At 65.5% G+C, this 16,146-nt stretch carries 17 protein-coding genes; 4 read left to right on the top strand and 13 right to left on the bottom strand.

Features of this window, described 5'->3' with window-relative positions; genetic code table 11:
- Positions 1-5: 5 nt before the first annotated feature.
- The 13 genes from A5785_RS10500 to A5785_RS10440 form a co-directional block, all read right to left on the bottom strand.
- Complete coding sequence (locus tag A5785_RS10500) at positions 6-524, bottom strand: helix-turn-helix transcriptional regulator (protein WP_064866310.1); 519 nt, start codon at positions 522-524, stop codon at positions 6-8.
- A gap of 192 nt (positions 525-716) precedes the next feature.
- Positions 717-1,454: a hypothetical protein gene (locus A5785_RS10495; protein WP_064866308.1), complete on the bottom strand. Its 738-nt coding sequence runs from the start codon at positions 1,452-1,454 to the stop codon at positions 717-719.
- Between the two features lie 22 nt (positions 1,455-1,476).
- On the bottom strand, positions 1,477-2,319 hold the full coding sequence (locus A5785_RS10490; RefSeq protein WP_064866306.1) for a PP2C family protein-serine/threonine phosphatase: 843 nt from the start codon (positions 2,317-2,319) through the stop codon (positions 1,477-1,479).
- Between the two features lie 85 nt (positions 2,320-2,404).
- Positions 2,405-3,367: a pyridoxal 5'-phosphate synthase lyase subunit PdxS gene (gene pdxS, locus A5785_RS10485; RefSeq protein ID WP_064866304.1), complete on the bottom strand. Its 963-nt coding sequence runs from the start codon at positions 3,365-3,367 to the stop codon at positions 2,405-2,407.
- 128 nt (positions 3,368-3,495) lie between these two features.
- Positions 3,496-4,014 carry a hypothetical protein gene (locus A5785_RS10480; RefSeq protein ID WP_064866344.1) on the bottom strand — a complete coding sequence of 173 codons (519 nt, stop codon included), beginning with the start codon at positions 4,012-4,014 and terminating at the stop codon, positions 3,496-3,498.
- An 89-nt stretch (positions 4,015-4,103) separates the two neighbouring features.
- Positions 4,104-5,228 carry a glycosyltransferase family 4 protein gene (locus A5785_RS10475; protein WP_064866302.1) on the bottom strand — a complete coding sequence of 375 codons (1,125 nt, stop codon included), beginning with the start codon at positions 5,226-5,228 and terminating at the stop codon, positions 4,104-4,106.
- Positions 5,225-6,142, bottom strand: a complete 918-nt coding sequence (locus A5785_RS10470; protein ID WP_064866300.1) for a phosphatidylinositol mannoside acyltransferase — start codon at positions 6,140-6,142, stop codon at positions 5,225-5,227. The genes A5785_RS10475 and A5785_RS10470 overlap by 4 nt, the downstream gene beginning before the upstream one ends.
- A complete protein-coding gene (gene pgsA, locus A5785_RS10465) occupies positions 6,139-6,867 on the bottom strand; it encodes a phosphatidylinositol phosphate synthase (RefSeq protein WP_064866298.1) in 729 nt (242 codons plus the stop codon). Before pgsA ends, A5785_RS10470 begins: the two co-directional genes overlap by 4 nt.
- A 64-nt stretch (positions 6,868-6,931) precedes the next feature.
- Entirely contained in the window at positions 6,932-7,519 is a 588-nt protein-coding gene (locus A5785_RS10460) for an HIT family protein (RefSeq protein WP_064866342.1), read from the bottom strand.
- On the bottom strand, positions 7,512-9,569 hold the full coding sequence (gene thrS / locus A5785_RS10455) for a threonine--tRNA ligase (protein ID WP_064866296.1): 2,058 nt from the start codon (positions 9,567-9,569) through the stop codon (positions 7,512-7,514). Before thrS ends, A5785_RS10460 begins: the two co-directional genes overlap by 8 nt.
- Before the next feature lie 113 nt (positions 9,570-9,682).
- Entirely contained in the window at positions 9,683-10,096 is a 414-nt protein-coding gene (locus A5785_RS10450; protein WP_064866294.1) for a TIGR02611 family protein, read from the bottom strand.
- Positions 10,035-11,555: a glycosyltransferase 87 family protein gene (locus A5785_RS10445; RefSeq protein WP_064866340.1), complete on the bottom strand. Its 1,521-nt coding sequence runs from the start codon at positions 11,553-11,555 to the stop codon at positions 10,035-10,037. Before A5785_RS10445 ends, A5785_RS10450 begins: the two co-directional genes overlap by 62 nt.
- Positions 11,556-11,585: 30 nt before the next feature.
- Positions 11,586-13,019, bottom strand: coding sequence for a carboxylesterase/lipase family protein (locus A5785_RS10440; RefSeq protein ID WP_064866292.1), 1,434 nt, complete (start codon positions 13,017-13,019; stop codon positions 11,586-11,588).
- 239 nt (positions 13,020-13,258) lie between these two features.
- Between A5785_RS10440 and A5785_RS10435 the strand changes: the two genes are divergently transcribed.
- From A5785_RS10435 to A5785_RS10420, 4 genes are all read left to right on the top strand, one after another.
- Complete coding sequence (locus A5785_RS10435; RefSeq protein WP_064866290.1) at positions 13,259-13,861, top strand: recombinase family protein; 603 nt, start codon at positions 13,259-13,261, stop codon at positions 13,859-13,861.
- The gene (locus A5785_RS10430; protein ID WP_064866288.1) at positions 13,858-14,124 is read left to right on the top strand and encodes a hypothetical protein; all 267 of its coding nucleotides are present in this window, start codon (positions 13,858-13,860) and stop codon (positions 14,122-14,124) included. Before A5785_RS10435 ends, A5785_RS10430 begins: the two co-directional genes overlap by 4 nt.
- Positions 14,125-14,198: 74 nt before the next feature.
- Complete coding sequence (locus A5785_RS10425; RefSeq protein ID WP_005206064.1) at positions 14,199-14,762, top strand: NADPH-dependent FMN reductase; 564 nt, start codon at positions 14,199-14,201, stop codon at positions 14,760-14,762.
- A gap of 117 nt (positions 14,763-14,879) precedes the next feature.
- Entirely contained in the window at positions 14,880-15,473 is a 594-nt protein-coding gene (locus A5785_RS10420; RefSeq protein ID WP_005206066.1) for a DinB family protein, read from the top strand.
- Positions 15,474-16,146: the final 673 nt, after the last annotated feature.

Genomic DNA, 16,146 nt, shown 5'->3' with positions numbered 1-16,146 from the left:
CCCGGTCAGAGCTCGTCGAGCTCGACGATCCCGTCCTGGACCGCGCGCGCGACGAGTCCCGCCTTGGTCGGGGCCGGACGGCCGATCTCGGCGTACTTGGCCCGAATACGCGTGAGGTGTGTGTTCACCGTGCCGAGCGAAATGTACAGCGCCGCAGCGGTTGCCGGCTTCGTGTCGACCATCAGCCACGTCCGCAGCACCTCGATCTCCCGCGGCGTCAACTGCGGCTTCGGCAGTGCTTGTCGGCTGCGTGGGCGCTCGTCGGTCGTCGACGCCTCCCCCACGTTCGCATCGAGCTGCGGCAACAGGTGCATGTGTCGTTCGCCCCGGCCACCGGCCACAGTCGCGCCCTGCCAAGGGCCTTCGCCGACAGCGACGGCCGCTGAAGGCCCGGGCAACGGCATCCGACGCGCGGCGAGGCGGGCCAACGCCTCCTGACGACGCGCCACCGACTCGGCACGACGTCGTGCGGCGTAGGCGTCGAGTTGCACAGCGGGAATGCGGGGTGCGGTAGGTGCGGTCATGTCAGCATCTCCTCGGTCATCGCTTGTGCCGTATCGGTCTACGCCGTGTCGGCTCGGTCATTCGCGGTACTTCGCACCGCGTGCAGATGACGTTATGAGTGCTCGGGTCGCCGGTCGATGGGGAGAACTCCCCTGGGCATGGGGAGAACTCCCCATGCCGCATCGTCGCAGGTCAGAGCGGGTGAATCGGATTCAGCCGGCGGCGTTGCGCGCGGCCTCTTCGTCGATGAGTGGTAGGTCGCCGCGCGTGACGATGCGCGAGGCCACCGCGTACTCGACGAGCTTCGCCCGGCGATTGCTCGCGAGCTTTCCGCCGCCCGCTCGCATTCCGCTGACTCCGAGTTGGTCGAGCTTGTCGCAGACGTTGTCGAGCTTGCGGTTGAACTTCGTCAGCGACCAGCCCAGCCGCCCCGCGGCCTGCGCCGACGAGGGGATCGCGCTGGCACCCGTGCCGTCACGACGCAGAATCTCCTCCGCCAGGACGACGATCAGCAGCTTCTGACTCTCGGTCAGCATCGGGACGCCCTGAGTGATCATCCCGCCGACCACCTCGGGCGCGGTCACGGCGTCGACCTGCGGGCTCACAGTGTGGACGTCGACCTCGTAGGTGGTCGGCCCTGCCGTGAACACGATCGTGGTGTGACCGAAGACCAGCGGCATCCGGGCGCCCGGTCCGAGCACCGCCGAGAATCCGACGTCGCCCGCAGACACGCTCGCCGATAGATGCGCACCCTGATTACTCAACCACCACAAGCCATTCACGTTGTGCAGCAACAAGAATCGACGGTGCAGATAGGGGTTGTCGTCGACGGACAGATCCGCCTCACGCCCGATCCAGAACCGACGACCCGCCAGAATTCCGAACCGCTCGCCGCAGTAGTCGACGAACGCGCGCTCGGACTGCGTTTGCGGAACCTGCCCGGACGTCATCGGCGAGCGCACCTCGGCGCTGTCATGTGGGCGTCTCCTCCGACGTCTCCATGCTCTCCCCGTCGACCTCGCCCGACTCCTCGTCGCTGCGCACCGACACGACGACGACGGTCACGTTGTCGTGCGCGCCGACGAACAGCGCGGCGTCGACAAGGCTTGCCGCGGCATCCTCTGCGGAATCGGAACCCGCGAGAATCTCGGCGATCTCGGCGTCGGGCAGCTCGCCGGTCAGTCCGTCCGAACAGATGAGCAGGACATCGCCGGGTAGTGCCGGGGTGGAAAAGTAGTCGGCGTCGGGCTCGGCCATGCCCGCACCAAGCGCCCTGGTGATGACGTTGCGGCGCGGATCGATTCGTGCCTGCTCGGCGGTGATCACACCGGCGTCGACGAACTCCTGGACCTGCGAATGGTCGCGTGTGAGCAGCTGCAGCGTGCCGTTCTGGAACCGGTACGTCCGCGAATCGCCGATGTTGAGGATCAGCCAGTGGAGGACGTCGTCGTCGGTGACGAGCACCGCGCCGGTCACAGTGGTCCCCGCTCGTCGGTCGGAGAAGCCATCGATACCACCGATGCGCTGCTGCGCGTCGACGAGCAGTCGGTCGAGTACGTCTCGGGTATCGGCGAGTTCGGCACCCGGCTCGACCTCGGCCAGCGTCAGGAGCGCTGCTTCACTGGCCAATTCGCCACTCTCGTGCCCGCCCATACCGTCTGCAAGCAGATACCGTCCGGGCAGCACGAGAGCAGCATCTTCGTTGGCGTCGCGGACACCTCCGACGTCGCTGTACACCGACCAGTCGAGTCGCAGATCTCCGACGATGTCGCTGCCGGTCAGCGACGAATCACGGACGATGCTCACCGAGTCCATGGTCAGCAGATCCTACCGGCGGGTTCGCCACCCGCGGGTGACGTACCCACCGTCGGCGCGAACGTGTCCATGTCGTCGATGTCGCCTACCAGCCGCGCTCGGCAAGACGGTGCGGTGCCGGGATGTCGTCGACGTTGATGCCGACCATGGCCTCGCCGAGTCCGCGCGAGACCTTCGCGAGCACGTCCGGGTCGTCGTAGAACGTCGTCGCCTGCACGATCGCCGCCGCCCGCTGCGCGGGGTTACCCGACTTGAAGATGCCGGAACCGACGAACACGCCCTCGGCGCCGAGCTGCATCATCATCGCGGCGTCGGCCGGAGTGGCAATGCCGCCTGCGGTGAACAGGGTCACCGGGAGTTTGCCCGCGTTGGCGACCTCGACCACGAGGTCGTACGGAGCCTGCAATTCCTTTGCCGCGACGTACAATTCGTCCTTCGGCAGCGAGGTGAGGCGTCGGATCTCATCGCGGATCTTGCGCATGTGGGTCGTCGCGTTCGAGACGTCGCCGGTGCCGGCCTCACCCTTGGAGCGGATCATCGCAGCACCTTCGGTGATGCGTCGAAGCGCCTCGCCGAGGTTGGTGGCACCGCACACGAACGGCACGGTGAACGCGAACTTGTCGATGTGGTTGGCGTAGTCGGCGGGCGTCAGCACCTCCGACTCGTCGATGTAGTCGACGCCGAGACTCTGGAGGATCTGCGCCTCGACGAAGTGTCCGATACGCGCCTTGGCCATCACCGGGATGCTGACCGTGTTGATGATCCCGTCGATCATGTCGGGGTCGCTCATGCGCGACACGCCACCCTGCGCACGGATGTCGGCGGGTACCCGCTCGAGCGCCATCACCGCGACAGCGCCCGCGTCCTCGGCGATCTTCGCCTGCTCGGGCGTCACGACGTCCATGATCACGCCGCCCTTGAGCATCTCGGCCATTCCGCGCTTGACGCGGGCAGTGCCGTGTCCTGCCTGCGAGTCAGCAGCGGCGTGTCCGTTGATCGACGAGGTTGCGTCGGTCGCGGGCTGCTCCCCTGATTCGAATCGACTCACTGTAAGTCTCCTGATTTCGCGTTCACGGCCCATCGGCGATCCACTGGGCTCCTGGCATTACAGGATAGGCGACCCCGAATTGTGTCCTGGCCGCAGGTTCGCCGCCTGTCAGGACGATTCGCCGCCTGTCAGGACGATTCGTCCGGTGTCACCCGCTCGGAGATCTCGAAATACGCGGGCGGTGCCGCCGTGCCTCCGAGCTTGAGCCAACGGACGGGTCTCCTGGTCGCCAGCGCCCGCGTGTCACGAACGGCGTCGTTGTAGAAGCGTCGTGCCATCATCACGCGAGTCTCGGCATCGGCGAGTTCGATCGACAGCGACGCCGGACGAGTGCCGTTATCGGTACGGGCAAGTGCTGCGGAGACGTCGTTCTCCGCGTCCTCGCGCTGATCGGGCGCCGCGCTCTCGGCGCGGTCGGCGACCGCGGTGAGTGTCGCCGCGGCCGCTGCATCACGGTCGTCGGTCGATGTCTCCATCCACGCCGCTATGGCCCGCGCGACGACGCTTCGCCGCTCGAGCGCCGATTCCAGAGACCGACGTGCCAGATCGACGCGGACGTTCAGCCGGTCGAGACGGTTGGCGGTCTTGTAGGCCCACGCCGCCGCCACGACGACCAGCACCACCACGATGAACACGATCGTCGCCACGGTGCCCGAGACCGTGATCCCGGAAAACCGCACGGCGTCGGCAAGGTTCGATGCCACGTGTGGCCCTGCACCATTCATGTCTTGCCCACTCAGTCCGACACCACGACGGGTCCGGCGTCGACGGTGACCGTCTCGTACACGCGCAGGATCTGGTCGGCCACACGCGACCAGTCGTACTTCGCGGCTCGCGCCCGACCCGCTTCGACGAGGTCGGCGCGGGCGTCGTCGTCGGAGAGGAGTGCTGTCACGGCGTCGGCGAGCTCATCGGCAGAACCGACAGCAACGAGCTTTCCCGCACGGCCGTCGTCGAGAACGCGTCGGAAGGCGTCGAGTTTGCTCGCGACCACCGCTGCGCCCGCCGCCATGGCCTCCACCAGAACGATGCCGAAACTCTCGCCACCGAGATTGGGGGCCACGTACACGTCGGCCGACGCCAGCGCCCGCGCTTTGGTCTCGTCGTCGGCCTGACCGACCAGTACGAGGTGGTCGGCGAGATCTCCTGCTCGACGCCTCAACGCACGCTCGTTGCCTCCGCCGACCACCAGGATTCGGACGTCGGGAAAACTCTCGACGATCGTCGGCAGTGCACGCATCAGAATGTCGATGCCCTTGCGTGGTTCGTCGAATCGGCCGAGGAACAGCACTGATCGACCGGGGTGCGGGTAGCCGGGCAGGGGCGGTGAGTCGGCGAAACCCGCACAGTTGATGCCGTTCGGGATCTCGACAGCGTCGGAACCCAGCGACTCCATCTGCCAGCGCCGCGCGAGCTCCGACACAGCGATCTTGCCCGCGATCCGCTCGTGGTACGGGCGCAAGATTCCCTGAAATGTCTTCAACCACAACGACTTCGACGTCGAGGTGTGAAACGTCGTGACTATCGGCCCCAGCGCGACCATCAACGCGAGCATCGAAAGACTCGGCGAATTGGGTTCGTGGACGTGCAACACATCGAACTCGTTCTCGGCGATCCAGCGGCGAAGCGTGAGGTAGCCGTGTGGGCTGAAGCAGACGCGAGACACCGACCCGTTGTAGGGCAGCGCCACCGCGGGACCCGCCGACACCACGTAGTCCGGCAGCACCGTCTCGTCGGCGGCGGGCGCGAGGACGCTCACGGTATGGCCACGGTCGATGAACACCTCGGCGAGCTCGACCACATGCGCCTGCACGCCGCCCGGAACGTCGAACGAGTACGGACAGACCATTCCGATCTTCATCCGGTGCTCTCGATTCGGGCACGACGCTCCGCCGACCAGTCGGATTCCCAGAGCGGCTGCAACATGTGCCAATCTGCAGGATGTGCCGCGATGTTCGTGGCGAAGGCGTCGGCCACCGCCTGGGTGGCCTGCTTGACGCCGCCCGACACGTCGACCGACTCTCCGACAAGGATTTGCGACCTCCCGTCCGGGAGGAAGAAGTGGTGAACGGGCATGAGCGCTGCGCCTGTCTCGATCGCGAGACGCGCAGGTCCGGCGGGCATGCGGGTCGGCTCACCGAAGAACTGCACCGGAACGCCGTGGCGGGTCAGGTCGCGTTCTGCGAGCAGACACACCACCGACCCTTCGCGAAGTCTGTCGGCGAGACGCGCGAACGGAGGCTGTTCCCCACCGGTGAGCGGAAAGATCTCGAATCCGAGGCTTTCGCGATACGCGACGAATTGATCGAACAGCGACTCCGGTTCGAGTCGTTCGGCGACTGTCGAGAATCGATGTCCGCGATTGATCAGCCACACCCCGGCCATGTCCCAGTTGCCGCTGTGCGGCAACGCGAAGATGAGCCCCTTGCCCTTCGCGATCTCGGCCTCGAAGCGGGCGACATCGTCGTCGGCGATGTGCACCGACGCCGCGGCGTTCGCCAGCCCCATGGCGGGCAGGCGAAACGCTTCGTACCAGTACCTGGCATACGAGCGCATCGCGTCGGCGACGAGTTCGTCCGGGACGTCCTGCGGCCGCGTGGCTCCGATCACGCGGGCAAGATTGCGTCGCAACTGCTGCGGGCCGCCGTTGCGGCGACCGACCATCGCGCCCGCGCCCTCGAAAACGGTTCTGCCCCAACTGTCCGGAAGCAGGCGCACACCCGCCCATCCGGCCCGGTAGCCCAGGTCGGAGACGTACCCGCCGAGGCGACTCACCGGCTTCCGGTGCCTGCGTCGGGCCCAGCCTGGGTCTCGGTGTCGGGGTCGGTCGTGGTGTCAGCATCGGTCCCGGCGTCGGTGTCAGCGTCAGTCGCGCTCGACGCCAGCGGGATCAGGTCTCGGGCACCCGGTGACCGGGAAATCGACCACATGCGCTGTCCGACGGTGATCACGCTCCCGATCGCGAGAAGCCACATGGCGACGTGAATCGCCCACCACAGTCCGAGACCGGTGAAGCCCGCCCCCACCAGAACGATGATCAGCCGGTCCGGGCGCTCGATGAGACCGCCGTCGCCATACAGACCCGACGCCTCGGCGCGTGCCTTGGCATAGGAGATGACCTGCGAGGTCACCAGGCAGATCATCGTGGCCACGAACAGCCACTGGTGCGGCACCGTCCACGCGCACCACCACGCGAGACCCGCGAAGATCGCGCCGTCGGCGATGCGGTCGCAGGTGGCGTCGAGCACCGCACCGAATCGGGTTCCGCCACCGCGAGCTCGCGCCATCGCGCCGTCGAGCATGTCGAACATCACGAACAGCCAGATGACCATCGTGCCCCAGAAGAGGTGGCCCATCGGGAACAGCGTCACCGCCGCCGCGACTGTCGCCACGGTGCCGATCACGGTCATGGCGTCAGGAGTCAGCCCGGTGCGCAGCAACGCGCGTCCGAGCGGCAACGTCACCTTCGACACCGACGCCCGGCCTCGAATGCTCAGCACCGCACCGCTCCTTCCCGACCGTTCAGTTCTGTACCTGCACTGCTCATGCGGTGCGGTCGCGCGCTCATGGGGTGTCGAGCTGCTTCCACGCGTCCGACAGCAGCGCACGGGTATCGCGCAGCAACTGTGGCATGACTTTTGTCTCGCCGACAACCGTGATGAAGTTCGCGTCGCCCACCCACCGCGGCACGATGTGCTGGTGGATGTGCTCCGACAACGAGCCGCCTGCCGCGTAACCGAGATTCAGACCCACGTTGAACGCGTTCGGATTCGACACCGCCTTGATCGTGCGGATCATGCGCTGCGTGAACCCCATCAACTCGTCGGCCTCGCCTGCGGTGAGCGCCTCGAGGTCTGCGACCTGCCGATACGGCACGATCATCGTGTGGCCGGGATTGTACGGGTACAGGTTGAGCACCGCGTAGACGTGCTCCCCGCGCGCCACGATCAACCCGTCCTCGTCGGTCATCGTCGGGATGTCGAGGAAGGGGTGCCCGGTGAGGTCCGAACCGTCGGCTGCCTTCTTCACGACCGGTGGGTCGGCCGTGATGTAGGTCATCCGGTGCGGACTCCACAGCCGCTGTAGCCGATCGGGATCGCCGGTGCCGCAATCGCGGATCTCACCGGTCGACGCGTCGTCGGCGTCAGGCATCTCCTGCACCCTCGATCAGCTCCTTGGTCGGAGACTCGTTGCGACGCGCGGAGATCCACTCGTCGATGATTCTGACCGCGTCGGCAACGGGCACGCCGTTGACCTGAGTGCCGTCTCGGAATCGGAAGCTCACCGCACCCGCCTCGACGTCTCGCTCGCCTGCGAGAAGCATGAACGGCACCTTGCCGGTGGTGTGCGTGCGGATCTTCTTCTGCATGCGGTCGTCGGAATAGTCGACCTCGGCGCGAATTGCCTTGGCCTTCAACTGATCCACGACGCCCTGAAGGTGGTCGACGAACGCCTCGGCAACAGGGATGCCGACGACCTGCACCGGCGACAGCCATGCCGGGAAGGCGCCCGCGTAGTGCTCGGTGAGCACGCCGAAGAACCGCTCGATCGAACCGAACAGGGCGCGGTGGATCATGACGGGGCGATGTTTGGCGCCGTCGGAGCCGGTGTACTCGAGGTTGAAGCGTTCCGGCAGGTTGAAGTCGAGCTGAATGGTCGACATCTGCCAGGTGCGGCCCAGCGCGTCCTTGACCTGGACGGAGATCTTGGGTCCGTAGAACGCGGCGCCGCCGGGATCGGGTACGAGGTCGAGTCCGGACTCTCCCGCTACCTCGGCGAGCGTGTTGGTCGCGATCTCCCAGGTCTCGTCGTCGCCGACGGACTTCTTGGGATCCCGCGTCGACAACTCCAGATAGAAATCATCGAGACCGTAATCGCGGAGCAGATCGAGGACGAAGGTCAGCAGCGAACGCAGTTCGTCACGCATCTGCTCGCGAGTGCAGTAGATGTGTGCGTCGTCCTGAGTGAACCCTCGTGCGCGGGTCAGCCCGTGGATCACGCCCGACTTCTCGTAGCGGTAGACGGTGCCGAACTCGAAGAGACGCAACGGAAGTTCTCGATACGAGCGTCCACGCGCATCGAAGATCAGGTTGTGCATCGGACAGTTCATCGGCTTCAGGTAGTAGTCCTGAGCCGGCTTGCGCACCGAGCCGTCGTCGTTGAATTCGGCGTCGAGCTGCATGGGCGGGTACATGCCGTCGGCGTACCAATCGAGGTGTCCCGACACCTCGAACAGGTTGCTCTTGGTGATGTGCGGCGTGTTGACGAACTGATACCCGGCAGCGATGTGACGCTTGCGCGAGTAGTCCTCCATCTCGGTGCGGATGATGCCGCCCTTCGGATGGAACACCGGTAGGCCCGAACCGATCTCGTCGGGGAAGCTGAACAGGTCGAGCTCTGCACCCAGTCGTCGATGGTCGCGCTTCTCGGCCTCCGCGAGCATCTCGAGGTAGGTGTCCTGGGCTTCCGACGACTCCCACGCGGTGCCGTAGATGCGCTGGAGGTCGGCGTTGTCCTGATCGCCGCGCCAGTACGCAGCCGAGCTCCTGGTGAGCTTGAACGCGGAGATGTACTTGGTTGTCGGGACGTGCGGGCCGCGGCACAGATCGCACCAGATCACCTCGCCGGTGCGGGGATTCAGGTTGTCGTACGCGGTGAGTTCCGCCCCACCGACCTCCATGACTTCGCTGTCGTCGGCCGCGCCCTTGTCGTCGATCAACTCGAGCTTGTACGGCTCCTTGGCGAGCTGCACCCGGGCCTCGTCCTTCGACGCGTAGACCCGTCGCGAGAACTTCTGACCCGACTTGATGATCTGCTTCATCTTCTTCTCGAGCGCGGTGAGATCTTCGGGGGTGAAGGGCTCGGCGACGTCGAAGTCGTAGTAGAAGCCGTCCTTGATCGGCGGCCCGATCCCGAGCTTTGCCTCGGGAAAGAGATCCTGCACGGCCTGTGCGAGCACGTGCGCCGTCGAATGCCTGATCACGCTCCGGCCCGCCTCGGTGTTGGCGGCAACCGGTTCGACGTCGGTGTCGAGATCGGGAGCCCAGGAGAGATCGCGCAGTTGGCCTGCGGCATCACGAACGACGACGACGGCCTCGGGTCCCTTGTTGGGCAGTTCGTGCTCGCGCAGCGCCGTGCCCGCGGTGGTCCCGGCCGGCACACGGATCGTGGCTGGGCTGGTCACCATTGCGTTGTCGGGCACTTCGCTGCTCCTTGATGCGAGGCGGGCAAGCTACCCGCCGATCGGTTTCGGTGTTCGTGCACGTCGATCGTATCTGCGGGCGCCTCGCTGGCCACCACCGCGGCCGGGATGTCCTACAGGATCGGGCTCGTGAGCCACGTCGCGTCGAGGTTCACCCAGTTCGCGGCAGTTCCCAGGACACCCAGGACCCACAGGGAGGCGAGTACGACGACGCAGGTGGCGATGCCGAAGGCACCCTGCACCGACCAGTGACGTTCCTTCATCCAGTCGAGCCAGGCGTCGTATTTGCTTCGCGCGAAGCGCAGTAGTCGTTGAGCCCACGAGAATTCCGACGCGAGGATGCCGAGTCCGAGGAACACGATCAACCAGCCGGGGCCGGGATAAGGGATGGCGACGATGCCGCCTGCGAGCACGAGCGCACCGACGACGCCGACAACGATCCGATAGGTGAGGTTCAGACGCGCGTCACGCCGGATGACGTATCTGCGTTGACGACTCCAGATGCGTATTCGTTGCCACGTCGGCACGCAGTACTCCACTCTCCGCGTTTGCTGTCTCCGACGCCGTGGGGCTGACGGCACCGGACGACTCGATGTCTCCAGGGTACGTATCCGGCTGCGTCACCTCCCCGCGCGCCTCGGCGCGACGCTGCCGGAACTCGGCTGCCAGCGTGACGATGATCGTCAGCAACAGGATCAGTGGATAACACCCGGAGTAGAGGATGACCGTGATGCGGTCGAACACTCCCGGGTCGGGATATCGCGGCATCATGAACAGCCCGACCGCGATGATGTGATCGGCTCCGTAGTGGCTTCCGCTGCCCCAGTAGTTCCACCAGTACGAAAACGACAGCGCGCCGACCGTCAGCGGGGCCAACCACCGCCACCAGTACCTACGCCCTCCGATGCTGCCCCGGTACGCGAAGTCGAACGCGACGACCAACAATGGCACCACCCACACCCAGTGATGGCCCCACGAGAACGGTGACACCGTCGCCGCGGTCATTCCCGCGGTGGTGACCGAGAGCAGGCGGCGTCCGCGTCGGTAGGACACGACCGCTGCCCAGAGCCCGAGAATCGCCGCGACGAGCGCCACGGGCATCCACATCCAGTCGGGCGGCGAGAACAACGGCCCGACCGGCGCGGGCTTGGAGAACCGTCGAACATCGAAATACGCCAACATCTGCGCGATGAACCCGTTCACCGACTGGTTCGCCGGTGAATCCACCCGTCCGATACGTGACTCGCCGGTCACGTATGTCGTCCAGTACTGATGAGCGTCGGCCCTGATGACCAGATATCCGATCACGACGGTGATGGCGAACCCCACGACTGCCATCGCCGCGGCCCGCCAGCGACGCAGCACGAGCAGGTACACGACGAAGAACGCGGGCGTCAGCTTCAGCCCCGCCGCGATGCCGACGCCGAGACCACGCAGCCTCGATCGCGGATGGAGCAGATCGAGAAAGACGAGGTCGAGCAGGATGATGAACATCAAGAAGACGTTGATCTGGCCGAGCCAGATCGTCGTGCGTACGGGTTCGAGCACCGTGACGCAGATGGCTCCGCACACACCGAAGATCGCGAGATTGCTGTCAGCCTTGTAGCCGAGCGTGCGCATGCCGAGGTACACCGTCGCCACGAGCGCGAGGAAGATCGCCACCCACCACACGATCTTCGCCACCAGCGCACTCATCAGCGCGAAGAGGGTGAACACCACAGCAGAGAACGGCGGATAGGTGAAGCTCAGACGACCCCACACCGGAAATTCGTAGAGTGGTCGGCCGTCGAGCACGACGCGTCCGCCCGCTCGGTAGACGTACAGATCGGTGGCGTTGTCGAACAGCCCGTTGAATTGCGCGCCGATCGGGATCACGAAGATATGCCAGATCAGCGCGAGGACGGCGAGCGCTCCGACCGCGAGCACCGGCTTCCAACCGAGTACCAGCGGCGACGGTCGCTGATCGACGGTGGTGCTCGCAGACATGAACACACCGTAGCCAAGACTTATCGCAGGTCAGAAGCCGAATCGCCGAAGGCGTCGATTGTCTGATTCCGGACCGGTCGACGACCAGCCCGGATCACCTGTCGTCGCGAAGTCGACCCCCGCTCGATGCATCTCGTCGGCGACCTGCTGGTCCGGCTCGGGGCCGACGAGGGAGTGTGCCTGGTCGAGGTGATCGAAGACGAATGGGATTTCGACGGCGTGACCTGCCCTGATGTCGGCGATCGGGCTGCTGTACCCGAACTCGTAGAGGTGCGTCGAGCCCGATGGACGCGACGCGGCGAGCGCAGTCGTCGGGCCGGAGAATGCGCGTGCGGTGAGCGCCTGCGCGAGCACGTCGCCTGGGCTGGCACCGGCGTCGAGTCCGGCGTGGAGGTGATCGATGCCATTCGGCTGCCGACCGAGGACCGCTGCGGCAGCCTGCTCCGTGATCGCATCGGCGCCGCCCGACGCCACGAGGAAGAATCGGAACTCGTCGGCGTTCCAGCCTGCCAGCAGCGGAATATCGGCGCCGGTGCCCGACGCGATCGCCTCCTGCGGCACGGAGGTGAGGACGTCGCCGTCGACGACGGGGAACTGGCTCATGATGCCCAGCCCCTTGGCCACCGTCGACTCACCCCAGAGGGCGGGATCGGGGTTCACCATGCATTCGAGTGCCAGTTGCGACTGGGCCGCGAGCAATGCGACGGGATCGACCTCGGCAAACGACTGGGCGTCGGCGTCGACACCCAGGATCGCCGACAGCCGCGCGGTGACCAGACGGGCATCGTCGATCTCCGCCGCAGCTGACCCGTTGCCGCTCTGCATGATCGCTCGCCGGAACAGGCCGCGCGCAAGCGGCGACGCCAATAGCGACGCGACGCTCATGGCACCGGCCGATTCGCCGAAGATCGTCACGTTGCCGGGGTCGCCCCCGAAGCTCGCGATATTCGCCTGCACCCACTCGAGGGCCGCGATCTGATCGCGCAATCCCCTGTTCTCGACGCCACCGCTCACCGACGCGAAACCCGCTGTGCCGAGCCGATAATTGATGCCGACGCAGACCACACCGTGGGCGAACGTGTCGCCCGCATACATGGCCAACCGGTTGGAACCGCGGGTGAACGCACCGCCGTGAATCCACACCATCACCGGTAATCCGCCCGCGCTCTGATCCGGGGTCCACACGTTGACAGTGAGGTAGTCGTCGCCGAGTTCGATCACGTTGTCGAGCAGAGCGGCGATCGGCGCCGGGTACGGGACCTGCGGTGCCGTCGGCCCGTACTCGACGGCCGTGCGCACACCGTCCCAGGCGTCGACCGGCCGGGGCGAGTCGAACGCCGCGGGCCCGACAGGAGGAGCCGCGTAGGGGATCCCGAGAAAGACCGCTATGTCGCCAGTTCTGCGACCCGAGACACGCCCGGAAGTGGTCGCTACGACGGGGGACTCGAGATGTGTTCGCGTCATGCTCGCGGACAGTACGCCGTGACGACGCCCAGCCGGATGCGATCGCGAAGATATCTCAGATCTCCGTCTCATAACTCGTCCAGACCGTCTCATAACTCCGACAGTTTGGGAGTTCGGTGATCCGACCGATCGCCTCAACTTCGGTTTGGTTAGGGCATGACTCGTGGATCGGCAACCGTGTCTCGAAACGCCGTCGCCAAATCTCATTTTGTCTCTAGTTCTGCGATACGTTGTTGGACATGGCACAGCCCCCTTCGTCCGCGCAGCACATGCTGCTCGGATACGCGCGTGCGAGTGCCGTGGCGCCGGCACTCGACGAGCAAGTCGACACCCTTGTCTCCCACGGCGTCGCCCAGCGTCGGATCTACACGGACGACACCCTGGCGGGAGTCGTTGCGGCACAACGGCCCGGCTTCGATGCTCTCCTCGACTACGCCCGCCCGGGCGACCTTCTCATCGTCGTGAGCATGGACCGGTTGGGGCGCTCCGCCGACGAAGTCCTCGCGACCGTCCGCACGCTCACCGAACACGACGTGGGGATACAGGCCCTCCGCGAGGGCCTGAGCACGCACGACGACGGAGGTTCCACACTCGTCGGTGTCCTCGCGTCGCTCGCAGTCGCCAACGACGAGATGAGCGCCGTCGGGCGTCGAGCGCGCAGCCCCGGCGACCGTCATCGAACCGGACACCTCGGACGCCCACGAGCGCTGACCGACGACCAGGTCGAGCTCGCGCGACGCCTCCGCGACAACGGCGATTCCGTCCCGACGATTGCCGCCGTACTCGGCGTCAGTCGCGCCACCCTGTACCGCACCCTCGCAGAAAAGAGATCCACCAGATGACCAGCGGCCGAATTGTCGCGTTTCCGTCGTCGACGCCCCCGACGACGCATCAGTCGTCGCTGACCGACGACACGCTCGACGAAGATGCGTTCCAACGCGGATTCGACGACGCGACAACGTATCTCGCCACCATGCCGGTTACCTGGGCGCGTCACCACGCGTCGTCGGCGCTCGCCTCCGGAGACATTCCCGAGATCACCCAGAGCTACGAACGCGGCTACCGCGCCGCTCTGTACGGCTTCGTGAGGCAGGCTCGCCGCTGACTGCCACGTGTGTGCGCTGACTACCATCGTTGGCGCAGACCCAGCTCGAGAATCCGAACAGAGAAGAGACTCTTATGACCAGGCTGATGATCATTCTCGGAAGTGTCCGCGAGGGCCGTATCGGCGGCCCGATCGCCGAATGGGTCAAGGCAGCAGCCGATGCCGACGACCGTTACGACGTCGACTTCGTCGACCTCGCAGAGCTCAATCTTCCGTTCATGGACGAGCCGAACCATCCCCGTCTCAAGAACTACGTGAAGGACCACACCAAGGCGTGGAGCGCTCGCGTCGAGGCAGCGGACGGGTTCATCTTCGTCTTTCCCGAGTACAACTACAGCTACTCCCCCGCCATCAAGAACGCGCTCGACTACCTGCACAGCGAGTGGGATCGCAAACCCGTCGGCTTCGTCAACTGGGGCGGCAACTCGGCGGGAACACGCGCCCAGGTCGCGCTGCGGGTCGTCGTGTCAGCACTCGGACTCGTCATGACCAAGGGCAACGTCGAGATCAACTTCCCGCAGAAGCAACTGACCGACGACGGCATCTTCGAGCCGAACGAGCAGCAGAGCGCCGTGGTCAAGGCTCAGCTCGACGAGATCGTGAAGCTGTCTGAAGCTTTGGCACCGCTTCGCGGATGACGAGCTTTGGCACCGCTTCGGAGTTGAGAGTCATTATTTCATTGCGGACCGAAACCGACCGCAATCGCTGAGAGGCTCTGATCAGAAGTTCACACCACCTCTGATCGGAGCCTTTCGATGTATTCACCGCAGCGCGACAATGAAGCAACCGGTATCGCCAACTACGTGGATCAGCACCTCGACGCGATCCGCGCCGCGGCATTCGGCCTCACGGAGGCGCAGCTGCGCGAAACCCCCTGTCGGAGCGAACTTTCCATCGGCGGCCTGATCAAGCACACCCTCGACGGCATGCGTGGCGCAATCGAGCGCCTCTCCGGTGAGGACGTCACGCCGACGGTCGACGCGGACGGCGTCGCCGACTACCTGGCCGGTTTCGTTGTGGGCGAGGACGAGTCGGTCGACGATCTGCTCAGCGACTTCGACAGCACACGCGAACAACTGCGTCGACTGATTCTGGCCAGCGATCCAGACGCCGACGCTATTGCGCCGCCCGCTCCCTGGTACGGCCAGTTCGAGCCGCAACCCATTCGGTTGCGCTACTTCCTCATTCACCTCATCGAGGAGTACGCGCGTCACGCGGGGCACGCCGACATCATCCGAGAGCAGATCGACGGCATGGCCGTACCCGCTCTGGTGATGACGCTCGAGGGCGTGCCCCCGAACCAGTTCTTCACACCATACGAGCCTGCCGCGGGGACCATCGGAGCGTGAAGGGTTGTCACCCAGGCTAGGTGCTCGTGGGCACCGGTGACTGTGATTCTCCACGGCTCGTCTCACATTTCAGTCCGCTGTCGCGACTACAGTTCATCCACCGCCACGGCGAAGCGCGGCACGCCGATGTCTGCCGAGCGTTGGGGATCCCCGAGACCGACAACGCGCACCACCTGGCCGCGATCCGGTCCGGCACCTGGCCCGCGAAGGTCACGTTGCCGAACACCCCTACGGCATAGCCTGTTCGTCGTGGGAAGTTCCCACGGCGCGCGGCGTGCGCGCCTCGGTCTGATCGGTTCACCGCCCGCTCACCCGAAACTAACACCGCCGCCCTACTTCGGGGCCATCGAACGGGGCGGCGGTGTTGTTTGTATGTCAGGTACCGAGGTCCGCCCAGTGATCAGGATGCTTCACCACATCAACGCGCACCTGATTGCCACTGTCGTTCAGCTCCAGGCAGTTTCGCACCCGGTCCGGCAAACCGCGCTGCGTGCATCGACACGACCACCCGAGCGTGCGCATCGCCCGGATAATCAGTTCGAGCTTGTTGATCGACTTGTAAATGTCACTCGCGGTGATCCCGAGGTCTGTGCTTCTAGCCTCGGGCTTTCATGCTGATTTCGTGTCGTAAACGAAGATTGGTGCCCTGACCTGGGATAATTCGACTTGCGAA

The organism is Gordonia sp. 852002-50395_SCH5434458 (assembly GCF_001665905.1).
GTDB lineage: Bacteria > Actinomycetota > Actinomycetes > Mycobacteriales > Mycobacteriaceae > Gordonia > Gordonia jacobaea.
The sequence above is the reverse complement of the archived record's forward strand: the minus strand, read 5'-3'. Positions and strand labels throughout refer to the sequence as shown.

Bases quoted from the DNA above. Each gene is read 5' to 3' on its own strand.
- A5785_RS10500 (WP_064866310.1), bottom strand. From the start codon at position 524: ATGACCGCACCTACCGCACCCCGCATTCCCGCTGTGCAACTCGACGCC.
- A5785_RS10495 (WP_064866308.1), bottom strand. From the start codon at position 1,454: ATGACGTCCGGGCAGGTTCCGCAAACGCAGTCCGAGCGCGCGTTCGTC.
- A5785_RS10490 (WP_064866306.1), bottom strand. From the start codon at position 2,319: ATGGACTCGGTGAGCATCGTCCGTGATTCGTCGCTGACCGGCAGCGAC.
- A5785_RS10475 (WP_064866302.1), bottom strand. From the start codon at position 5,228: ATGAAGATCGGAATGGTCTGTCCGTACTCGTTCGACGTTCCGGGCGGC.
- A5785_RS10460 (WP_064866342.1), bottom strand. From the start codon at position 7,519: ATGCCTGACGCCGACGACGCGTCGACCGGTGAGATCCGCGATTGCGGC.
- A5785_RS10445 (WP_064866340.1), bottom strand. From the start codon at position 11,555: ATGTCTGCGAGCACCACCGTCGATCAGCGACCGTCGCCGCTGGTACTC.
- A5785_RS10440 (WP_064866292.1), bottom strand. From the start codon at position 13,019: ATGACGCGAACACATCTCGAGTCCCCCGTCGTAGCGACCACTTCCGGG.
- A5785_RS10435 (WP_064866290.1), top strand. From the start codon at position 13,259: ATGGCACAGCCCCCTTCGTCCGCGCAGCACATGCTGCTCGGATACGCG.
- A5785_RS10430 (WP_064866288.1), top strand. From the start codon at position 13,858: ATGACCAGCGGCCGAATTGTCGCGTTTCCGTCGTCGACGCCCCCGACG.
- A5785_RS10425 (WP_005206064.1), top strand. From the start codon at position 14,199: ATGACCAGGCTGATGATCATTCTCGGAAGTGTCCGCGAGGGCCGTATC.
- A5785_RS10420 (WP_005206066.1), top strand. From the start codon at position 14,880: ATGTATTCACCGCAGCGCGACAATGAAGCAACCGGTATCGCCAACTAC.